General features: G+C 65.1%; 15 protein-coding genes and 1 tRNA gene. 12 read left to right on the top strand and 4 right to left on the bottom strand.

Annotation, left to right across the window (positions count from 1 at the left end; all coding sequences use genetic code 11):
- Together QZ609_RS14340 and QZ609_RS14335 are read right to left on the bottom strand one after the other, a co-directional pair.
- Positions 1-256 (bottom strand): peptidylprolyl isomerase (locus tag QZ609_RS14340; protein ID WP_295495894.1); only part of this gene is annotated, 256 nt, incomplete at its 3' end.
- Positions 257-304: 48 nt separating this feature from the next.
- On the bottom strand, positions 305-955 hold the full coding sequence (locus tag QZ609_RS14335; RefSeq protein WP_295495890.1) for a hypothetical protein: 651 nt from the start codon (positions 953-955) through the stop codon (positions 305-307).
- A gap of 250 nt (positions 956-1,205) precedes the next feature.
- On the opposite strand from QZ609_RS14335, the gene cysS reads away from it, so the two are divergent.
- The 6 genes from cysS to QZ609_RS14305 all read left to right on the top strand — a co-directional run bounded on the left by cysS (position 1,206) and on the right by QZ609_RS14305 (position 7,476).
- Entirely contained in the window at positions 1,206-2,597 is a 1,392-nt protein-coding gene (gene cysS / locus QZ609_RS14330; protein ID WP_295495888.1) for a cysteine--tRNA ligase, read from the top strand.
- Positions 2,594-3,463 (top strand): DNA-3-methyladenine glycosylase, encoded by an 870-nt coding sequence (locus QZ609_RS14325; RefSeq protein ID WP_295495886.1) that lies wholly within the window; start codon positions 2,594-2,596, stop codon positions 3,461-3,463. The genes cysS and QZ609_RS14325 overlap by 4 nt, the downstream gene beginning before the upstream one ends.
- A gap of 86 nt (positions 3,464-3,549) precedes the next feature.
- Positions 3,550-4,518 carry an acetyl-CoA carboxylase carboxyltransferase subunit alpha gene (locus QZ609_RS14320; RefSeq protein WP_295495883.1) on the top strand — a complete coding sequence of 323 codons (969 nt, stop codon included), beginning with the start codon at positions 3,550-3,552 and terminating at the stop codon, positions 4,516-4,518.
- Positions 4,487-5,896, top strand: a complete 1,410-nt coding sequence (gene tilS, locus QZ609_RS14315) for a tRNA lysidine(34) synthetase TilS (RefSeq protein ID WP_295495880.1) — start codon at positions 4,487-4,489, stop codon at positions 5,894-5,896. Before QZ609_RS14320 ends, tilS begins: the two co-directional genes overlap by 32 nt.
- A 96-nt stretch (positions 5,897-5,992) precedes the next feature.
- Positions 5,993-7,243, top strand: a complete 1,251-nt coding sequence (locus QZ609_RS14310) for an aspartate kinase (RefSeq protein ID WP_295495877.1) — start codon at positions 5,993-5,995, stop codon at positions 7,241-7,243.
- Between the two features lie 139 nt (positions 7,244-7,382).
- A tRNA-Ser gene (locus tag QZ609_RS14305) sits at positions 7,383-7,476 on the top strand.
- A 175-nt stretch (positions 7,477-7,651) separates the two neighbouring features.
- Here the strand turns inward: QZ609_RS14305 and fabI are convergent.
- The gene (fabI, locus tag QZ609_RS14300) at positions 7,652-8,446 is read right to left on the bottom strand and encodes an enoyl-ACP reductase FabI (RefSeq protein ID WP_295495874.1); all 795 of its coding nucleotides are present in this window, start codon (positions 8,444-8,446) and stop codon (positions 7,652-7,654) included.
- 280 nt (positions 8,447-8,726) lie between these two features.
- Here fabI and QZ609_RS14295 point away from each other — a divergent pair, with 280 nt between their 5' ends.
- The 5 genes from QZ609_RS14295 (at position 8,727) to QZ609_RS14275 (ending at position 15,377) form a co-directional block, all read left to right on the top strand.
- A complete protein-coding gene (locus QZ609_RS14295; protein ID WP_295495872.1) occupies positions 8,727-10,604 on the top strand; it encodes an extracellular solute-binding protein in 1,878 nt (625 codons plus the stop codon).
- Positions 10,605-10,622: 18 nt separating this feature from the next.
- A complete protein-coding gene (gene yejB, locus QZ609_RS14290) occupies positions 10,623-11,675 on the top strand; it encodes a microcin C ABC transporter permease YejB (RefSeq protein ID WP_295495869.1) in 1,053 nt (350 codons plus the stop codon).
- A 6-nt stretch (positions 11,676-11,681) separates the two neighbouring features.
- On the top strand, positions 11,682-12,806 hold the full coding sequence (locus tag QZ609_RS14285) for an ABC transporter permease (protein ID WP_295495867.1): 1,125 nt from the start codon (positions 11,682-11,684) through the stop codon (positions 12,804-12,806).
- The gene (locus tag QZ609_RS14280) at positions 12,803-14,452 is read left to right on the top strand and encodes an ABC transporter ATP-binding protein (RefSeq protein ID WP_295495865.1); all 1,650 of its coding nucleotides are present in this window, start codon (positions 12,803-12,805) and stop codon (positions 14,450-14,452) included. Before QZ609_RS14285 ends, QZ609_RS14280 begins: the two co-directional genes overlap by 4 nt.
- 250 nt (positions 14,453-14,702) lie before the next feature.
- Entirely contained in the window at positions 14,703-15,377 is a 675-nt protein-coding gene (locus QZ609_RS14275; RefSeq protein ID WP_295495864.1) for a C40 family peptidase, read from the top strand.
- 86 nt (positions 15,378-15,463) lie between these two features.
- On the opposite strand, the gene QZ609_RS14270 is transcribed toward QZ609_RS14275, so the two are convergent.
- Positions 15,464-16,414 carry a patatin-like phospholipase family protein gene (locus QZ609_RS14270; RefSeq protein WP_295495862.1) on the bottom strand — a complete coding sequence of 317 codons (951 nt, stop codon included), beginning with the start codon at positions 16,412-16,414 and terminating at the stop codon, positions 15,464-15,466.
- Positions 16,415-16,586: 172 nt separating this feature from the next.
- Here QZ609_RS14270 and gltX point away from each other — a divergent pair, with 172 nt between their 5' ends.
- Entirely contained in the window at positions 16,587-17,984 is a 1,398-nt protein-coding gene (gltX, locus tag QZ609_RS14265) for a glutamate--tRNA ligase (RefSeq protein WP_295495860.1), read from the top strand.
- Positions 17,985-18,151: the final 167 nt, after the last annotated feature.

The following is an 18,151-nucleotide window of genomic DNA, read 5'->3' as shown; positions in this document are numbered from 1 at the left end:
TGTCGGGCGTGAAGCCGCCGCCCTGGACCATGAAGCCGTCCATCACGCGGTGGAAGATCGTGCCCTTGTAGAAGCCGTCCTTCACGTACTGCAGGAAGTTGGCCACGGTCTTGGGCGCCTTGTCCGGATACACCTCGACGGTGAAGTTGCCCATCGACGTCTTGAACTGCACGCGCGGCGCGGGCGTGGCAGCCACGCTGACGGACACGGCCAGTGCACACACGAGCCCGGCAAAGAGAGAGCGGATACGGAGCATGGTCTAGAGAGCTTGGGGGGTGGGGAAAACGGGATCGGCCGCGCGGTGTTATTTGCGCTTGGCCGGCTTGGCGCCGACGCCGCTGGCGGCGGGCGTGGCGGTGCTTGGTTGTGCTGCGGCGGGTTGTGCGCCCGACACATTGGGTAGGGCGTCCAGGCGTGCACGCGCAGCGGCGTTCTTCGGGTTCAGCTTGAGCGCATTCTGGTACGACTGCGCGGCCAGACGCACGTACACGTCACCGAGGCCAGCTTGCGCCAGCGCGTTTTCGGGTGCGACGCGGCTGGCCATGATCAGGTTGTCACGCGCGCGCAGCAGCTCGCCGCGCTCGGCATAGAGCGCGGCCAGGTTGATGTACGGCTCGGGCAGCTCGGGAAAGTCCTGCGTCATCTGGCCGAAGGCGACGACGGCATCGTCGTTGCGGCCCAGGCCCGCCAGGGCCACGCCGCGCTGGAAGCGGGCCTGCGCGTTGCGCGGCTGCGCGGCGACATCCTTGTCGAGTTCGGCCAGGGCCTGAGCGTATTGCTTCTTGGCGAGCCACTCGTCGATGCGCTTCTGGCGCGCCACCTGCGGCGGCTGCGGCGTGCTGGGCGTCATGTCGGCCGGCAGGGCGATGCCTGCGGTCTGGGCCAGGGCCGGTGCGGCCGACACCACGAGCATGCAGGCGAGGGTGACAGCGCAGTGTCGCAACGTACGGTTCATGAGAGTCGGTTCCGTTATACTCCGCCGCATTCTAACAAACCGCCTTTGCGCGCAGGGCGCGGCTACGCAGGCCGGGCGAGGTTCTTGACGGGGAGCAGGGCGGTCATCGGGCTGGACCAACCCGTCGGTTCAGTTCCGGTAAGATATGCCGTTAATTTGCCCGCGCACGCGCATCGGCTGTCCACGCCCGCCGGCATCGCGCCCGGTATGCGGCGCACCCGCGGCGCACCGAATCTCCCGACACCGCTTCATGGAATCACTCAAGATCTACAACACGCTCGCGCGTGAGAAACAGACGTTCGTCCCCATCGAGCCTGGCCGCGTGCGCATGTACGTGTGCGGGATGACGGTGTACGACTACTGTCACGTCGGGCATGCGCGGGTGATGGTGGTGTTCGACATGGTGCAGCGCTGGCTGCGCGCGTCGGGTTACGACGTGACCTACGTGCGCAACATCACCGATATCGACGACAAGATCATCAAGCGTGCGGTCGAGAACGGCGAGACCATGAGCGCGCTCACCAACCGCTTTATCGACGCGATGCACGAAGATGCCGACGCGCTCGGCGTGCAGCGCCCCGACCACGAGCCGCGCGCCACGCAATACGTGCCGCAGATGCTGAACATGATCGGCAAGCTGCAGCAGAATGGCCTGGCCTATCAGGCCACCGACGGCGACGTGAACTACGCGGTGCGCAAGTTCCCCGGCTACGGCAAGCTTTCGGGCAAGTCGCTCGAAGACCTGCGCGCCGGCGAGCGCGTGGCGGCCAACGACGCCAAGCAGGATCCGCTGGACTTCGTGCTGTGGAAATCCGCCAAGGCCGACGAGCCGGCGGAATCGCGCTGGGCTTCGCCGTGGGGCGAGGGCCGGCCGGGCTGGCACATCGAGTGCTCGGCGATGAGCTGCGATCTGCTGGGCGAGCATTTCGATCTGCACGGCGGCGGCGCCGACCTGCAGTTCCCGCACCACGAGAACGAGATCGCCCAGTCCGAGGGCGCCAACGGCAACACCTTCGTCAACCTGTGGATGCACAACGGCTTCGTGCGCATCAACGACGAAAAGATGTCGAAGTCGCTCGGCAACTTCTTCACCATCCGCGACGTGCTGAAGGTGTACGACCCCGAGGTCGTGCGTTTCTTCATGCTGCGCTCGCACTATCGCAGCGACATCAATTACAGCGACGCCCACCTGGACGACGCCCGTCACGCGCTCACGCGCCTGTACACCGCGCTCAAGGACGTGCCGGCCACGCCGGGCGCCACGCCCGACTGGAACGAGCCGCACGGCAAGCATTTCCGCGACGCGATGAACGACGACTTCAACACGCCGGTGGCCGTGTCGGTGCTGTTCGAGCTGGCAAGCGAGGTCAACAAGACGCGTTCGACCGAACTGGCCAACCAGCTGTCCGCGCTATCCGGGGTGATGGGCCTGCTGGGCCGCGACCCGCACGTGTTCCTGCAAAGCGGTGTCGGTGCCGATGGCCTGGACGCCGCCGCCGTGGAAGCGCGCATCGAAGAGCGCCGCGCCGCCAAGGCCGCGCGCGACTTCGCACGGGCTGACGGCATTCGCGCCGATCTGCTGACCGCCGGCATCGTGCTCGAAGACAAACCGGGTGGCGTGACCGAGTGGAGACGCGCATGAACGCGGTGGCCAAGAAAGCCAGCGCAGCGCGCAGCACGACCGCCAACAAAGCGCCGGCCGTGAAGGTGCCTGCCGTCAAGAAGGCGGTTGCCAAGAAGGTCGATGGTGTGGCGAGCAAGACCGTCGCCGCCAAGGGTACGACGATCAAGGCTGGCAAGGTCACGGCCAAGTCGCCCACCAAGCCCGCCGCCACCAAGGTGCCGTTGCCCGAGACGGTGGAGACGTCGGCGGCGGAGGTGGCGCCGTTGTCCGGTCCGCCCGACTATTGGCAGGAGGCTTGCGCCGATCTGATGAAGCGCGACCGCATCCTGCGCAAGATCATTCCCGCCTACGGCCCGGCGCATCTGGCGTCGCGCGGCGATCCGTTCGTCACGCTGGCGCGTTCGGTGGTCGGCCAGCAGATCTCGGTCAAGGCGGCGCAATCGGTGTGGGAGCGGCTGGTGGCGGTGTGCCCCAAGCTGGTGCCTGCGCAGTTCCTGCGCGCCGGTCAGGAAAAGTTGGCGGGTTGCGGCTTGTCCAAGCGCAAGGCCGAGTACATCCTCGACCTGGCTGAGCACTTCCGCAACGGCACGCTGCACGTCGCCAAGTGGGCCGAGATGGAAGACGAAGACGTCATCGCTGAGCTCACGCAGATCCGCGGTATCGGCCGCTGGACGGCGGAGATGTTCCTGATGTTCAATCTGATGCGCCCGAACGTGCTGCCGCTGGACGACATCGGTTTGATCAACGCGATTTCCAAGAATTATTTCAGTGGCGAGCCCGTCACTCGCAGTGAGGCGCGCGAGGTGGCCGCCAACTGGGAGCCGTGGCGCACCGTGGCCACGTGGTACATGTGGCGCAGCCTCGACGCGGCGGCCACCTATTGATCTGCCAATTTCGATGAAACGCGGCGCGTCGATCGACGGTCAAAATCCGGTAGAATGCGCGCCTTCAAGAGCTTTCCAGAAAATCCATGAAAACAACCTTCCTGGAGTTCGAGCAGCCGATCGCGGAGCTTGAAGCGAAGATCGAAGAACTTCGTTTCGTCCAAGATGATTCGGCGGTCGATATTTCTGAAGAGATCTCCCGCCTGGCCGTCAAGAGCCAGCAGCTGACCAAGGATCTGTACGCCAACCTGTCGCCCTGGCAGGTCGCGCAGATCGCCCGGCACCCGCAGCGTCCGTACACGCTCGACTACGTCCGCGAAATCTTCACCGACTTCCACGAACTGCACGGCGACCGCACTTTCGCGGACGACCTGTCGATCGTGGGTGGTCTGGCACGCTTCAACGGGCAGGCATGCATGGTGATCGGCCACCAGAAGGGCCGTGATACGAAGGAGCGCGCGCTGCGCAACTTCGGCATGTCCAAGCCCGAGGGCTACCGCAAGGCCAAGCGCCTGATGGAACTGGCTGACAAGTTCGGCCTGCCGATCTTCACCTTCGTCGACACGCCCGGCGCGTTCCCGGGCATCGACGCGGAAGAGCGCGGCCAGTCTGAGGCGATCGGCCACAACCTGTTCGTGATGGCCGGCCTGAAGGTGCCCCTGATCGCCACCATCATCGGTGAGGGCGGTTCGGGCGGCGCACTGGCGATCGCCATGGGCGACGCGGTGATCATGCTGCAGTTCGCCACGTACGCCGTGATCTCGCCGGAAGGCTGCGCGTCGATCCTGTGGAAGACCGCCGAGAAGGCGCCGGAAGCCGCCGAGGCACTGGGCTTGACCGCACACCGCCTGAAGGCGCTGGGCCTGATCGACAAGATCGTCAACGAGCCGCTGGGCGGCGCGCACCGCGATCCGAAGGCCATGGCGACGATGCTCAAGCGTGCGCTGGCCGAATCGCTGCGCCAGTTCCAGGGTATGAAGACGTCCGAACTGCAGGCGCGCCGTCACGAGCGCCTGATGGCTTATGGCAAGTTCAAGGAAACCGACGGGCGCTGATCCGTCGGCAAAGCTGGTCGACAAGGTCGCACAACGCGTTGCCGCGTGTGCGGCCTTTGTTGTTTCTGGCGAGGTGCCGACCGTGGCGATCGCTCTGTCGGGTGGACGGGATTCGGCGGCGCTGCTGCATGCGTGTGCTGCGTGGCGCGATGCCGGCGCACGGGTGCGCTTGGTCGCGTTGCACATCCACCATGGCCTGCAACCCGGTGCCGATGCGTGGGAGGCGACCTGCGCGCGCATGGCGCAGGCGCTGGGCGTCGAATTTCTCTCGCGTCGCGTACGGGTTGCGGCCGTTGCGGGGCGCGGCCTCGAAGAGGCCGCGCGCGAGGCCCGCTATGCCGCGCTGAACGTGCTGTGCGAGGAAGTGGGCGCGACGATCCTGCTGACTGCGCACCATCAGGACGATCAGGCCGAGACCGTGCTGCTGCAACTGCTGCGCGGCGCCGGTCTCGATGGCCTTGCCGCGATGCCGATGGAACGCGTGGCTGGCATCACGCTGCTGCGCCCGTGGCTCGACGTGCCGCGCGCCGAGATCGAAGCCTATGCGCAGGCCCATGCGCTGACCTGGGTCGAAGATCCCTCCAATGACGACGGTCGCTACGCGCGCAACGCGCTGCGCCCGCTGCTGGCCGGCATGGCGGGGCATTTCCCGGCGTACCGCGAAGCGCTCTCGCGCAGTGCTGCACATCTGGCTGATGCGGCCGATCTGATCGAAGAGGTCGCGCTGGCGGATCTGGCGCAGACCGCGCCGGCGGGAGAGCTGGATGTCGCAGCGTTGCGCGCACTGTCGGCGCCGCGCCAGCGCGCGGTGTTGCGTGTGTGGCTGGCGCAGGCTGGCATGCGCGCTGTGTCGGCCCGTCGCCTGGACGATCTGCGCACGCAGCTGATTGCGGCGCGCGATGACGGCGCGTTGCGTATCCAACTGCCGGCAGGGCAGGTCAGGCGCTATCGCGATGCTGCATGGATCGAGCCGGGCGTGGAGGGTGCGGTTGCCCGGGGCGCCGTCGCCATCGATGCTGCGCAGTTCGATCCGAAGCATCCCGCCGAACAGCGCGTGGACATCGTGGCGTGGGGCGGGGCGCTGGTATTTTCGCCGGCCGCCGATGGTCTCTCCGCACAAATTCTGCAGGCGCCGCTGTCGCTGGCGCCGCGCCAGGGCGGCGAGCGCATCGTGCTGCGCCCGGGTGGCCCATCACGGGCGCTCAAGCAGGCCTACCAGGAGGCCGGCATCCCGGCCTGGGAGCGCGTGCGCCTGCCGCTGCTTTACGCGGGCCAGACGCTGGTCTTCGCGGCCGGGCTGGGCATCGACCGGGCAGCGGCGGGAGCGGGCCTCGGCTGGCAGATCACATGGCGTCCGGCCACCGAGGGTGCGCGCTGACACGCATTTTGACCGGCGGTTTGCTTGCTGATCGGCGCAAATTGCTGTATTTTTAAAAGCTTTTGCACCGCACTGCCTCCTCTCGATCTTTCCAAGATGGCTCTCATCGTTCACAAATACGGCGGCACCTCGATGGGTTCGGTTGAACGCATCAAGAACGTCGCCAAGCGCGTCGCCAAGTGGCATCGCGCCGGTCACCAGATCGTGGTCGTTCCGTCGGCCATGTCCGGCGAAACCAACCGCCTGCTGGGTATGGCCAAAGAGATTTCGGCCCAACCCGACCCGCGTGAACTCGACATGATTGCCTCCACGGGCGAGCAGGTGAGCGTGGGCCTGCTGGCCATCGCGCTGCATGCCGAGGGCATCGACGCGGTCAGCTACACAGGCTGGCAAGTGCCGGTAAAGACCGACTCCGCCTACACCAAGGCCCGCATCCAGTCGATCGACGACGAGCGCGTGAAGACCGATCTCGATGCCGGCCGCGTGGTCGTCATCACCGGCTTCCAGGGCATCGACAGCGAAGGCCATATCACCACGCTGGGTCGTGGTGGTTCGGATACCTCGGCCGTGGCCGTGGCGGCCGCGCTGGAAGCGGAAGAGTGCCTGATCTACACCGACGTGGACGGCGTCTACACGACCGACCCGCGCGTGGTGGACGACGCCCGCCGGCTGGACAAGATCACCTTCGAAGAGATGCTGGAAATGGCCAGCCTCGGTTCCAAGGTGCTGCAGATCCGCTCGGTGGAGTTTGCCGGCAAGTACCGCGTGAAGACCCGCGTGCTGTCGTCGCTGACCGACCCGCTGATCCCGCTCGACGTCGAAATGCACTCGGGCACGCTGATTACTTTTGAGGAAGATTCGAACATGGAAGCTGCCGCCATTTCCGGCATCGCCTTTGCCCGCGACGAAGCCAAGATCACCGTGATCGGTGTGCCGGACAAGCCCGGCATCGCGTATCAAATCCTGGGCCCGGTTGCCGACGCCAACATCGACGTCGACATGATCATCCAGAACCAGTCGGTGGACGGCAAGACGGACTTCACCTTCACCGTGCCGCGCGGCGAATACCAGCGCGCCCTGGCGATCCTGAACGACAGCGTGAAGGGCCACATCCACGCCGAGAGCGTGTCGGGCGACCCGAAGGTGTCGAAGGTGTCGGTGGTGGGCGTGGGTATGCGCTCGCACGTGGGCATCGCCAGCAAGATGTTCCGCACGCTGTCGGAAGAAGGCATCAACATCCAGATGATCTCCACGTCGGAGATCAAGATCTCGGTGCTGATCGACGAGAAGTACATGGAGCTGGCCGTGCGCGCGCTGCACAAGGCGTTCGAGCTGGATCAGGCCTGATCGTTTGAGTCGGTCACGGGTGGCGACCCGGGCCCACACATCCACACTACGTTGTCATGCAGTTGTCGTTGACCGGGTGGGGTGAAGTGGCTAGAATACGCGCTTCGTTGCGCAGGCTCCTTTGTGCAACGCAGTTTTGGGAGACGTGGCCGAGAGGTCGAAGGCACTCCCCTGCTAAGGGAGCATCCGGGCCAAAACCTGGATCGAGGGTTCGAATCCCTCCGTCTCCGCCAGTTTGGCGCTTCTCGCGGGAAGCGCACCGACAGGCGGATGCGAGTCGAGCTGACGTGACGGCTCGCATTGCAATGCACGTCAAAAAGCCCGCATGGTTTGCGCCATGCGGGCTTTTTCTTTGTGTGCTTTAGATGCGCGCACCATCCGAAGATGGCGCGCACACGCATCAGTGCATCAGCCTTGGCCGACCACGTCCGGCACGCCTGCCGTCACGTTGAAGCCGCAGTCGACGTAGGTGATCTCGCCGGTCATGCCGCTGGCCAGGTCCGACAGCAGGAAGGCCGCCACGTTGCCGACTTCTTCGATGGTGACGTTACGGCGCAGCGGCGCCACGTCTTCCATGTACTTGAGCAGCTTGCCGAAATCCTTGATGCCCGAGGCGGCCAGCGTCTTGATCGGGCCGGCCGAGATGCCGTTGGCGCGGATGCCCTTCGGGCCCAGCGCGCCGGCCAGGTAGCGCACGCTGGCTTCCAGCGAGGCCTTGGCCAGACCCATCGTGTTGTAGTTCGGGACCACGCGCTCGGCGCCCAGGTAGGTCAGGGCGAGCAGCGACGCCTTGGGCGAGAGCATCGGCAGCGCGGCCTTGGCCAGCGCCGGGAAGCTGTACGACGAGATGTCGTGCGCGATGCGGAACGACTCGCGCGACAGGCCTTCGAGGAAGTCGCCGGCAATCGCCTCGCGCGGCGCGAAGCCGATCGAGTGCACCAGGCCATCGAAGTGGCCCCAGTGTTGGCCGAGGTCTTCGAACACCTTGGCGATCTGCTCATCGCTGCCGACGTCGCAGTCGAACACCAGCTTGCTCTCGAACTCGTTGGCGAACTCGGTGATGCGGTCCTTGAAGCGTTCGCCGACGTAGGTGAAGGCCAGTTCGGCGCCCTCGCGCTTGCAGGCGTTGGCGATGCCGTAGGCGATCGAGCGGTTGGACAGAAGGCCGGTGATCAGAATGCGTTTGCCTGCCAGGAATCCCATGGTTTCTCCGTACAAATGTGGGGCTGCGCTGCGCCCGGCATGCGTGCAAGATGATGCACAACGCAGGGCCAGGGCGAAGCGGTCGGCGCGATCATACCGGAAAGCGCGGCAACAGCGCCCTTTTTGCGCGCTGCGGCAGGCCGGGCGCAGCCTTGTCAATGCGGGTCGATCCCCGGGCGCAAATTGGCCGGATGCGCGCGCGGCGGCGTTAGAATCGTCTGAGACCTGCTTTCATGCAGACTTGGACTTCACTCAACTCACGTAAGAGGCTAGGGGCGGGATGAGCGTGCTCGGTGCGGCACAGAAGACATGCGCGGCGATCGTATGCTGCGTTGCAGCGGCCTTGAGCGCCGCGCCAGCCTGGGCGGCGCACGGATACGCCGAGTACGGCGACCTCAAATACCCGGCCGGTTTCCCGAACTTCGCCTATCTGAACGCGAAGGCGCCGATCGGCGGGACGCTCACGCTGGGCAACCCCGACCGCCGTACCAGCTTCGACAAGTTCAATCCGTACACGATCAAGGGCACCGCCGCGCCGGGGCTCAACGCGCTGGTGTTCGAGAGCCTGCTGATCGGCAGCTGGGACGAGACCGCCAGCGGCTACGGGCTCCTGGCCGACGACGTGACGGTCGCGCCCGACGAGCTGTCCGTCACCTTCCACATCAACCCGCTCGCGCGCTACTCCAATGGCGACCCGGTGCGCGCGTCCGACGTGAAGTACGCCTACGACATGCTGATGGGCAAGGGCGCCAGCCCGGCCTACCGCAGCATGACCACGGACGTATCCAAGGTGACGGTGGTGGATGCCAGCACCGTGCGCTACGAGTTCAAGCGCCGCAACAAGGAGCTGCCGCTGATCGTTGGCAGCCTGCCGGTGTTCTCGCCCAAGTGGGGCAAGGGCAGCGGCAACCCGGAGGACCCGAACGAAGGCAAGGACGTCGCCTTCGACAAGCTGACGTTCCAGGATCCGGTTGCCAGCGGTCCGTACGTGATCGAGCGCTACGATCCGTCGCGTGGCATCACCTTCCGGCGCAACCCGAACTACTGGGGCCGCAACCTGAACGTGCGGCGCGGCTCGTACAACTTCGAGCACATCCAGTACAAGCTGTACAAGGACGAAACCGCGCGCCTGGAAGCCTTCAAGGCCGGCGAGTATGACGCCATGGTCGAGTACCGCGCCAAGAACTGGGCAAAGAGCTACGTCGGCGTGAAGTTCCGCAGCGGCGAGCTGATCAAGAGTGAATTCCCGCATCGGAACAGCGCCGGCATGCAGGGTTTCCTGATGAACCTGCGCAAGCCGATCTTCCGGGATATCCGCGTGCGCCGCGCGCTGGCGCTGGCGCTGGACTTCGAATGGCTGAACCGCCAGCTGTTCTACGATGCCTATCGCCGGCTCGACAGCTACTTCGCCAACAGCGAGCTGGCAGCATCCAATTCACTCACGGGCCTGCCGGAGAAAGGCGAGCTGGCGTTGCTGGAGCCACTGCGCGGCAAGCTCGATCCGGAGGTGTACGGCCCGCTGCCGGTGCCGCCCTCGACCGATCCGCCCAGCTCGCTGCGCGACAACCTGCGCCAGGCACGCCGCCTGCTCGCCCAGGCCGGCTGGACCTATGACGACGGAGCACTGCGCAACGCCAAGGGCGAGCCGTTCGAGTTCGAGATGCTCGACGATGGCGGTGCCATGAGCCGCGTGATGGCGGCCTACGTACGCAATCTGGAAAAGCTCGGCATCCACGTCAACCAGCGCATCACCGATTACGCGCTGTACCAGAAGCGGCTGGAAGAGTTCGACTTCGACATGATCTCGCTGCGCTTTCCCGACTCGCAGAGCCCGGGCAACGAGCTGAAGGACCGCTTCGGGTCCGCGGCCGCGGATGAGCCGGGGTCGGACAACGTGATCGGCCTGAAGTCGCCTGCCGTGGATGCCCTCATCGACGACGTGCTGCGCGCCAACAATCGCGAGGAACTGGTGACCGCCTCCCGCGCGCTGGACCGCGCGCTGCTGGACGGCTGGTACATGATTCCGCACTGGTATTCGCCCACGCATCGCGTGGCCTACAACCGGAACCTCGTGTATCCGGATCGCCTGCCGTACTACTACTCGGCGGAAGCCTGGGTGCTGACGGCCTGGTGGCGCACCCCCGAACCCACCCAATAAGCGCGCTGCGTTCTTGCCATGTTCGCCTACCTGATCAAACGCCTGCTGCTGCTGATTCCGACGCTGATCGGCGTCGTGACACTCGCCTTTGTGGTTGTGCAGTTCGTGCCGGGCGGTCCGGTCGAGCAGATGATGATGGAGATGAAAGGGCGCGGCGGCGGCAGCGAGGCCAGCGGCGGCGGTGGGGTGGAATACCGGGGCCGGCGTGGCGTCGACGCGGAGAAAATCAAGGAGATCCGCGCGCTGTACGGCTTCGACAAGGGGCCGGCCGAGCGCTACTTCCTGATGCTCGGCCGCTTCGCCCGCTTCGACCTGGGCGAGAGCTACTTCCAGCACCGCAGCGTGTGGGAGCTGATCAAATCCAAGCTGCCGGTCTCCATCACGATCGGGCTGTGGACCTTTTTCCTGACCTACCTGATATCGGTGCCGCTCGGCATCTCCAAGGCGATCCGGGCGGGCAGCCGGTTTGACCTGGTCTCCAGCGTGATCGTGCTGGTGGGGTATGCCATTCCGGGTTTCGTGCTGGGGGTGTTGCTGCTGGTGCTGTTTGGCGGCGGCACGTTCTTCCAGTGGTTCCCGATCCGCGGGCTTACTTCAGACAATTGGGACCAGCTGAGCCTGCTTGGCAAGGTGACGGACTACCTCTGGCACATCGCGCTGCCGGTCACGGCATCGGTGGTGGGCAGCTTTGCCGTGATCACCATGCTGACCAAGAACGCGTTCCTGGAGGAAATCCGCAAGCAATACGTGCTGACCGCGCGCAGCAAGGGGCTGTCGGAACGCCGCGTGCTGTGGAAGCACATCTTCCGCAACGCCTTGCTGCCCTTGGTCACGGGGTTTCCAACCGCCTTTATCGGCGCGTTCTTCACCGGCTCGCTGCTGATCGAGCAGCTGTTCTCGCTCGACGGCATGGGCCTGCTGTCGTATGAGGCGGTGGTGCGGCGCGACTATCCAGTCGTGCTCGGCACGCTGTACGTCTTCACGCTGATCGGCCTGGCTGCGCGGTTGATTTCCGACGTGTGCTACGTGCTGGTGGATCCGCGTATCCATTTCGGTTCTGCTGGACGGTAGGCGATCATGACTCAGTATTCCCGCACCGCCCTCCATCCGTCCAATACGGCGGCGCCGCATACCATCCGCCATTCGCCGTCGCCGGGCAAGCGCGCCTGGCGGCGCTTCAAGCAGCACCGGTTGGGCTACTGGAGCCTGATCATCTTCGTCGTGCTGTTCGTGCTGAGCCTGGCGGGCGAGGCCATCTCCAACGACCGTCCGCTGGTGGCCAAGTACCAGGGCCATTGGTATTTCCCCATCGTCAAGACGTATCCGGAGACGACCTTCGACGGCGATTTCCCCACGCCGACGGACTACCTCGATCCGTTCATCCGCGACAAGTTCAAGGCACCGGGCAACTTTGCCATCTACCCGCCCAACCCGTATTCGTACGAGACGCTCAACTACTTCTCCAAGGAGCCCAACCCGGCGCCACCCTCGGCGGAGAACTGGCTTGGCACGGACGATCGTGGGCGCGACGTGTTTGCGCGGCTGCTCTATGGCTTTCGCGTGTCGGTGCTGTTCGGGCTGGCGCTCACGCTGATCGGCGTGGTGGTCGGCACCCTCACCGGGGCGCTGATGGGCTTCTTCGGCGGGCGCTTCGATCTGGTCTCGCAGCGGTTGATCGAGATCTGGAGTTCGATGCCCGAGCTGTACCTGCTCATCATCTTCGCGTCGATCTTCACCCCGAGCCTGGGGCTGCTGATCATCCTGCTGTCGCTGTTCGGCTGGATGGGCTTGTCGGACTACGTGCGCGCTGAGTTCTACCGCAACCGCTCGCTCGATTACGTCAAGGCCGCGCGCACGATGGGGCTCTCGAGCTGGCAGATCATGTGGCGCCACATCCTGCCCAACAGCCTGACACCGCTCATCACCTTCCTGCCGTTCCGCATGAGCGCGGCCATCCTGATGCTGACGAGTCTCGACTTCCTCGGCCTGGGTGTGCCGCCGTCCACCCCCAGCCTGGGCGAGTTGCTCGCGCAGGGCAAGGGCAATCTGGATGCCTGGTGGATTTCCCTGTCGACCTTCATTGCGCTGGTACTGATCCTCGTGCTGCTGACTTTCATGGGCGACGCGCTGCGCGACGCCTTCGATACGCGCCTGTCGTTCGCACAACTGCGCGCACGCCAGAAACCGGCGGGGGTGAAATGACCCGCGCCGATCTGCGTTCGCCCGCGCCCGTCTACGATGGGCCGCTGCTGCGGCTGGACAACCTCTGCGTGCGCTTCGAGGCCGAGCATGATGAATCGGTCGAGGCCGTTAAACACGTCTCGTTCGACCTGCACGCCGGCGAGCGCTTTGCCCTGGTGGGCGAATCGGGCTCCGGCAAGACTGTCACCGCACTGTCGATCATGCGCCTGCTGGGCGACGCGCACTACAGTGGCCGCATCCTGTTCGAGGGCCGCGACCTGCTGGCCGCCAGCGAGCGCGAAATGCGCGGCCTGCGCGGCGCCGACGTCGCCATGGTGTTCCAGGAGCCGATGACGGCGCTCAACCCGCTGTACACCGTCGGCAACCAGATCGTCGAGACGCTGGAGCTGCACGAGGGCCTGGACAAGCGCGCCGCGAAGGCCCGCGCCATTGCGCTGTTGGAGCGCACCGGCATTGCCGAGGCGCCGCGCCGCTTCGATGCGTTCCCGCACCAGCTCTCGGGTGGCCAGCGCCAGCGCGCGATGATCGCCATGGCGCTCGCCTGCGCACCCAAGCTGCTGCTGGCCGACGAGCCGACCACCGCGCTGGACGTGACCGTGCGCATGCAGATCCTGCAGCTGCTGCGCGAGCTGCAGGCCGATTTCGGCATGGCCGTCATGCTGATCACGCACGACCTGAACATGGTGCGGGCCTTTGCCGAACGCGTGGGCGTGATGGAGCGGGGCGTGCTGGTGGAAGCCGGCGATACCGCCGACGTGTTCGCCGCCCCGCAACACCCATACACCGTGCGCCTGCTCGAGAGCCGCCCGCAGCGCGACGTGCTGCCGCTGGTGCCGCTTGCGCCCGTGCTGCTGGAAGCCGACAAGCTGACCGTCACCTACGAGCGCCATCGCCCCGGGTTTGCGGGCTGGTTCCGCACCGATCCGTTCACCGCCGTGAATGCCGTCTCGCTGCAATTGCGCGAAGGGGAGACGCTCGGCATCGTGGGCGAATCCGGTTCGGGCAAGACCACGCTCGCGCAGACGTTGCTGGGGTTGCAGGCGCCCAAGGGCGGTGACCTGCGTTTCCTCGGCAACTCGCTGTTGCGCATCTCGCGCGATGAGCGTCGAGCGGTGCGTGCCCGCATGCAGGTGGTGTTCCAGGACCCGTATGGTTCGCTCTCGCCGCGTATGACAGTGGAGCAGATCGTCGAAGAGGGGCTGGCGCTGCACCAACCCCATGTGAACGCCACCGAGCGCCGCCATCGGGTGATCGAGGCATTGCGCGAGGTGGGCCTCGATCGCATGGCGCTCGGACGCTATCCGCACGAGTTTTCTGGCGGGCAGCGCCAGCGCATTGCCATCGCGCGGGTGCTGATCCTCAAGCCACAGGTGCTGGTGCTGGACGAGCCGACTTCGGCACTCGATGTGTCGATCCAGCAGCAGGTGCTGTCGCTGCTGTCGGCCCTTCAGAAAAAGTACAACTTGTCGTATCTGTTCATTAGCCACGACCTCGCCGTCATCCGGGCCATGTCCCATCGGGTGGTGGTCATGAAGGACGGCAAAGTGGTGGAGGAGGGGGATACCGAAGCGGTGCTGGCGTCCCCCTCCCACCCCTATACCTGCAAGCTGATGGCGGCGGCCTCACTGCGGCCGGCCTGGGGATAACCCGCGAAAACGGGGCGATTGCCCACCGGAAAGTGCAGCGTAGAGGCGCCCGGGTTTTCAGGGGGTGCCTCCAGAGTCATGTCTAAGTGATTGATTTGCATATGAATTTAATCAAATTTGTAACGACCTTTGACAAGTCAATATGTCACTTTTATCATCCTGCGAGATTGTTTGAGCAGGATTCGGACTGATCCCATTTGCGTTCGCGCTTGTTCGGTTGATCATTCCACCCGTCCCGACAGGAGAACCAATGCAGCATTTCGTACTTCATTCCATGGCGCGCCTGGCGGTAGGGGTTGTGATTGGCTGCGGCGTGCTCGTCTCGAATGGAGTACGAGCCGACACCGTGTTCAAGGACACGGAAGTCCGTGCCGCTGATGCCAAGCCGGAAGCCAAGCCCGGCATCCTCTCCTCCGTCGTTGGCGCCACGACCAACGTGATGAGCAAGACCGGCGACGTCGTCATGAACGCGCTGGGCATGATCGGCCTGCGCTACCGTTTCGGCGGCAACACGCCGGAATCGGGCCTCGACTGCAGCGGCTTCGTCCGCTACGTTTTCAACGACACCTTCGGCTTTCTGCTGCCGCGCCGTGCGGTGGAAATGAGCCGCGTCGGCACCAGCGTCGACATGGCCGAGCTGCGTCCCGGCGACCTGGTGTTCTTCAACACCATGCGCCACACGTTCTCGCACGTCGGCATCTACATTGGCGACAACAAGTTCGTGCATGCGCCGTCCACCGGCAGCAAGATCCGCGTGGATGACATGACCGCGTCGTACTGGGTGACGCGCTACAACGGCGCGCGCCGCATCGACGGCAACAAGTCCGGCATCCAGATCAAGGAAGGCGCGGAGAATTTCGTTGAGACGCTGCAGCGCGTCGACCCGAATGCCGCCGGCAAGTCGCTGGCGCTGTATGGTGGCTGATTCGGGCGGCGGATTCGCTTTCGCCAAAAAAGAAGACCGCCGCGGCGGTCTTTTTTGTTGTCCCTTTATTGTTCCATTTGGGCGCATCAGTGCGCCGGCAGCGGGGTGGCCAACATCGATTGCGGCAGACGCAGCTTCTCGCGCAGCAGTGGCATGACCGCCTGGGCGGCTTGCTCGCCGGCCAGGATCGCCTCGTTGCGCGCCGTGAAGTCACTGCCCTTGACCGTCGGCAGCGATGGCGAGATCACCATGTCCGCCATTGCCAGCTCGGTCTTGTTGATGCTCTGGCCCATGATCGCCGTGGTCTGCAGCAGCATGCTGGCCTGGCCGGACACCGATTGCGTTGACGGATCCGCCGAGATGTTCACGGCAATCACGAAGGTCGCGCCCATCTGCTTGACGTAGGACACGGGCACCGGCGCCACCAGGCCGCCATCCACATACTGCCGGCCGCTGATCGTCACCGGCTGGAACACGCCCGGGATGCTGCACGAGGCGCGCACCGCCTGGCCGGTATTGCCGCGCCGGAACAGGATCGGCTTGCCGCTGCCCAGGTCGGTGGCGACGATGCCCAGCGGAATGCGCATCTGCTCAATGGGCTTCTGCCCGACCATCCGGTTGATGTATTTCTCCAGCGCCTCGCCCTTGAGCCAGCCACCAAAGCGCGTGCCGAACGGCAGCGCCCAGTCGGCAATCGTGGCCTCGTCCATCTTGAGTGCCATGCGGTTCATCTCCAGGCCGGACATGCCCGATGCGTAGATGGCCGCCACCACGCTGCCCGCGCTGGTACCGGTGATGAAATCAACGTGGATGCCCTGTGCTTCCAGCGCCTTGATCACGCCGATTTGCGCAAAACCGCGCGCCGCGCCGCCGCCGAGCGCCAGGCCGATGCGCACGGGCGGTGCCGGTTGCAACTCGGCGGCCTGGGTAGCAGCCGTGGTGCTGGTCTTGTCACCCGAAGACGACGAAAAGCCCGTGACGGTACAGGCGGAGAGCAGGGAGGCGCCGGCGGCACCTAGAAAGAAGCGGCGTTGCATGGGGCGATGGTGGCGAGTCGATGTGCCGCGCAAACCTGCGTCGGCCGGCCGCCATTGTGCCAAAGATCGGCGGCGGGCCGCAGGAGCATGCGAGGCTCGGTTGCTATAATTTCCGTTTTGACAGAGGCCGCTCAGGATTCCGTTGCGCGGCCTCGTTCATCCAGCCATTCCTATGACCCAGCGCGTCCGCACTCGTTTCGCTCCCAGCCCCACCGGTTTCATCCACCTCGGCAACATCCGTTCGGCACTCTATCCGTGGGCTTTCGCCCGCAAGATGCAGGGCGATTTTGTCCTGCGCATCGAAGACACCGACGTGGAGCGCTCCAGCCAGGAGGCTGTCGACGTGATCCTGGAAGCGATGGACTGGCTCGACCTGGACATCGACGAGGGCCCGTTCTACCAGATGCAGCGCATGGACCGTTACCGCGAGGTCATCGCGCAGATGGTCCAGCAGGAACTGGTCTACCCCTGCTACATGAGCACCGAAGAGCTCGACGCCTTGCGCGAAGCCCAGCGCGAGCGTGGCGAGAAGCCCCGCTACGACGGCACCTGGCGCCCCGAGCCGGGCAAGGTCCTGCCGACGCCGCCGGCCGGCGTGCAGCCCGTGATCCGTTTCAAGAACCCGATCGGCGGTAGCGTGGTGTGGGATGACGCCGTCAAGGGCCGCATCGAAATCTCCAACGGCGAACTCGACGACCTCGTCATCGCGCGCCCGGACGGCACGCCCACGTACAACTTCTGCGTGGTGGTCGACGACATCGACATGCAGATCACCCACGTGATCCGCGGCGACGACCACGTCAACAACACGCCGCGCCAGATCAACATCCTGCGCGCGCTTGGCGCCACGCCGCCGGTCTACGCCCACCTGCCGACCGTGCTCAACGAGCAGGGTGAGAAGATGAGCAAGCGCCATGGCGCCATGAGCGTCACCGGCTACCGCGATGCCGGCTATCTGCCCGAAGCCATCGTCAACTACCTCGCCCGCCTGGGCTGGGCGCATGGCGATGCCGAGATCTTCTCGCGCGAGCAGTTTGTCGACTGGTTCGACCTGGAGCACCTGGGCAAGTCGCCCGCGCAGTACAACCCCGAGAAGCTCGCCTGGCTGAACAACCACTACATCAAGCAGGCCGACAACGCGCGCCTGGCCGGCCTCGTGACGCCCTTCATTGAAGAGCTGGGCGGCAAGGTCGAAGGTGGCCCGATGCTGGCCGACGTGGTTGCGCTGGTGAAGGACCGCGCCAACACGCTGCGTGAAGTCGCGCAGGCGGCGCTGCTGTTCTACCGCACGGAGTTGACGGTCGAGCCGGAGCTGGCCGCGCAGCACCTGACCGACGACGTGCGTCCGGGTATCGCCGCGCTGGCCGAGAAGCTTGGTGCGCTGCCCGAGTGGAAGCGCGAGGCCATCGGCGCGGCCTTCAAGGAAGTGCTGGGCGCCCACGGCTGGAAGATGCCCAAGCTGGCCATGCCGGTGCGCCTGCTGGTGGCGGGGCAGCTGCAGACACCGGCGATCGACGCGGTGCTGGAGCTGTTCGGTCGTGAGGTCGTGCTGCGCCGTTTGGCAGCGTGATGCACGCACCGCAAAAAAATTTGGGAAAGGGTATTGCCAAGCGACAAACACTTACCCTATACTCTCGTTTTCGCTGCAACACGAAGCGAAAACGCAGTAAAAAGCAGTAACTTGGGGCTATAGCTCAGCTGGGAGAGCGCTTGCATGGCATGCAAGAGGTCAGCGGT

The organism is uncultured Ralstonia sp. (genome assembly GCA_913056305.1).
Classification (GTDB): Bacteria; Pseudomonadota; Gammaproteobacteria; order Burkholderiales; family Burkholderiaceae; genus Ralstonia.
This window is presented reverse-complemented; position numbering and strand designations above follow the sequence as displayed.

What these genes read in the sequence shown, in the direction of transcription:
- yejB (WP_295495869.1), top strand. Translation starts at nt 10,623, where the DNA reads ATGTTCGCCTACCTGATCAAACGCCTGCTGCTGCTGATTCCGACGCTG.
- QZ609_RS14270 (WP_295495862.1), bottom strand. Translation starts at nt 16,414, where the DNA reads ATGCAACGCCGCTTCTTTCTAGGTGCCGCCGGCGCCTCCCTGCTCTCC.
- QZ609_RS14325 (WP_295495886.1), top strand. Translation starts at nt 2,594, where the DNA reads ATGAACGCGGTGGCCAAGAAAGCCAGCGCAGCGCGCAGCACGACCGCC.
- QZ609_RS14285 (WP_295495867.1), top strand. Translation starts at nt 11,682, where the DNA reads ATGACTCAGTATTCCCGCACCGCCCTCCATCCGTCCAATACGGCGGCG.
- cysS (WP_295495888.1), top strand. Translation starts at nt 1,206, where the DNA reads ATGGAATCACTCAAGATCTACAACACGCTCGCGCGTGAGAAACAGACG.
- QZ609_RS14320 (WP_295495883.1), top strand. Translation starts at nt 3,550, where the DNA reads ATGAAAACAACCTTCCTGGAGTTCGAGCAGCCGATCGCGGAGCTTGAA.
- QZ609_RS14280 (WP_295495865.1), top strand. Translation starts at nt 12,803, where the DNA reads ATGACCCGCGCCGATCTGCGTTCGCCCGCGCCCGTCTACGATGGGCCG.
- QZ609_RS14295 (WP_295495872.1), top strand. Translation starts at nt 8,727, where the DNA reads ATGAGCGTGCTCGGTGCGGCACAGAAGACATGCGCGGCGATCGTATGC.
- tilS (WP_295495880.1), top strand. Translation starts at nt 4,487, where the DNA reads ATGGCAAGTTCAAGGAAACCGACGGGCGCTGATCCGTCGGCAAAGCTG.
- QZ609_RS14275 (WP_295495864.1), top strand. Translation starts at nt 14,703, where the DNA reads ATGCAGCATTTCGTACTTCATTCCATGGCGCGCCTGGCGGTAGGGGTT.
- QZ609_RS14310 (WP_295495877.1), top strand. Translation starts at nt 5,993, where the DNA reads ATGGCTCTCATCGTTCACAAATACGGCGGCACCTCGATGGGTTCGGTT.
- gltX (WP_295495860.1), top strand. Translation starts at nt 16,587, where the DNA reads ATGACCCAGCGCGTCCGCACTCGTTTCGCTCCCAGCCCCACCGGTTTC.
- QZ609_RS14335 (WP_295495890.1), bottom strand. Translation starts at nt 955, where the DNA reads ATGAACCGTACGTTGCGACACTGCGCTGTCACCCTCGCCTGCATGCTC.
- fabI (WP_295495874.1), bottom strand. Translation starts at nt 8,446, where the DNA reads ATGGGATTCCTGGCAGGCAAACGCATTCTGATCACCGGCCTTCTGTCC.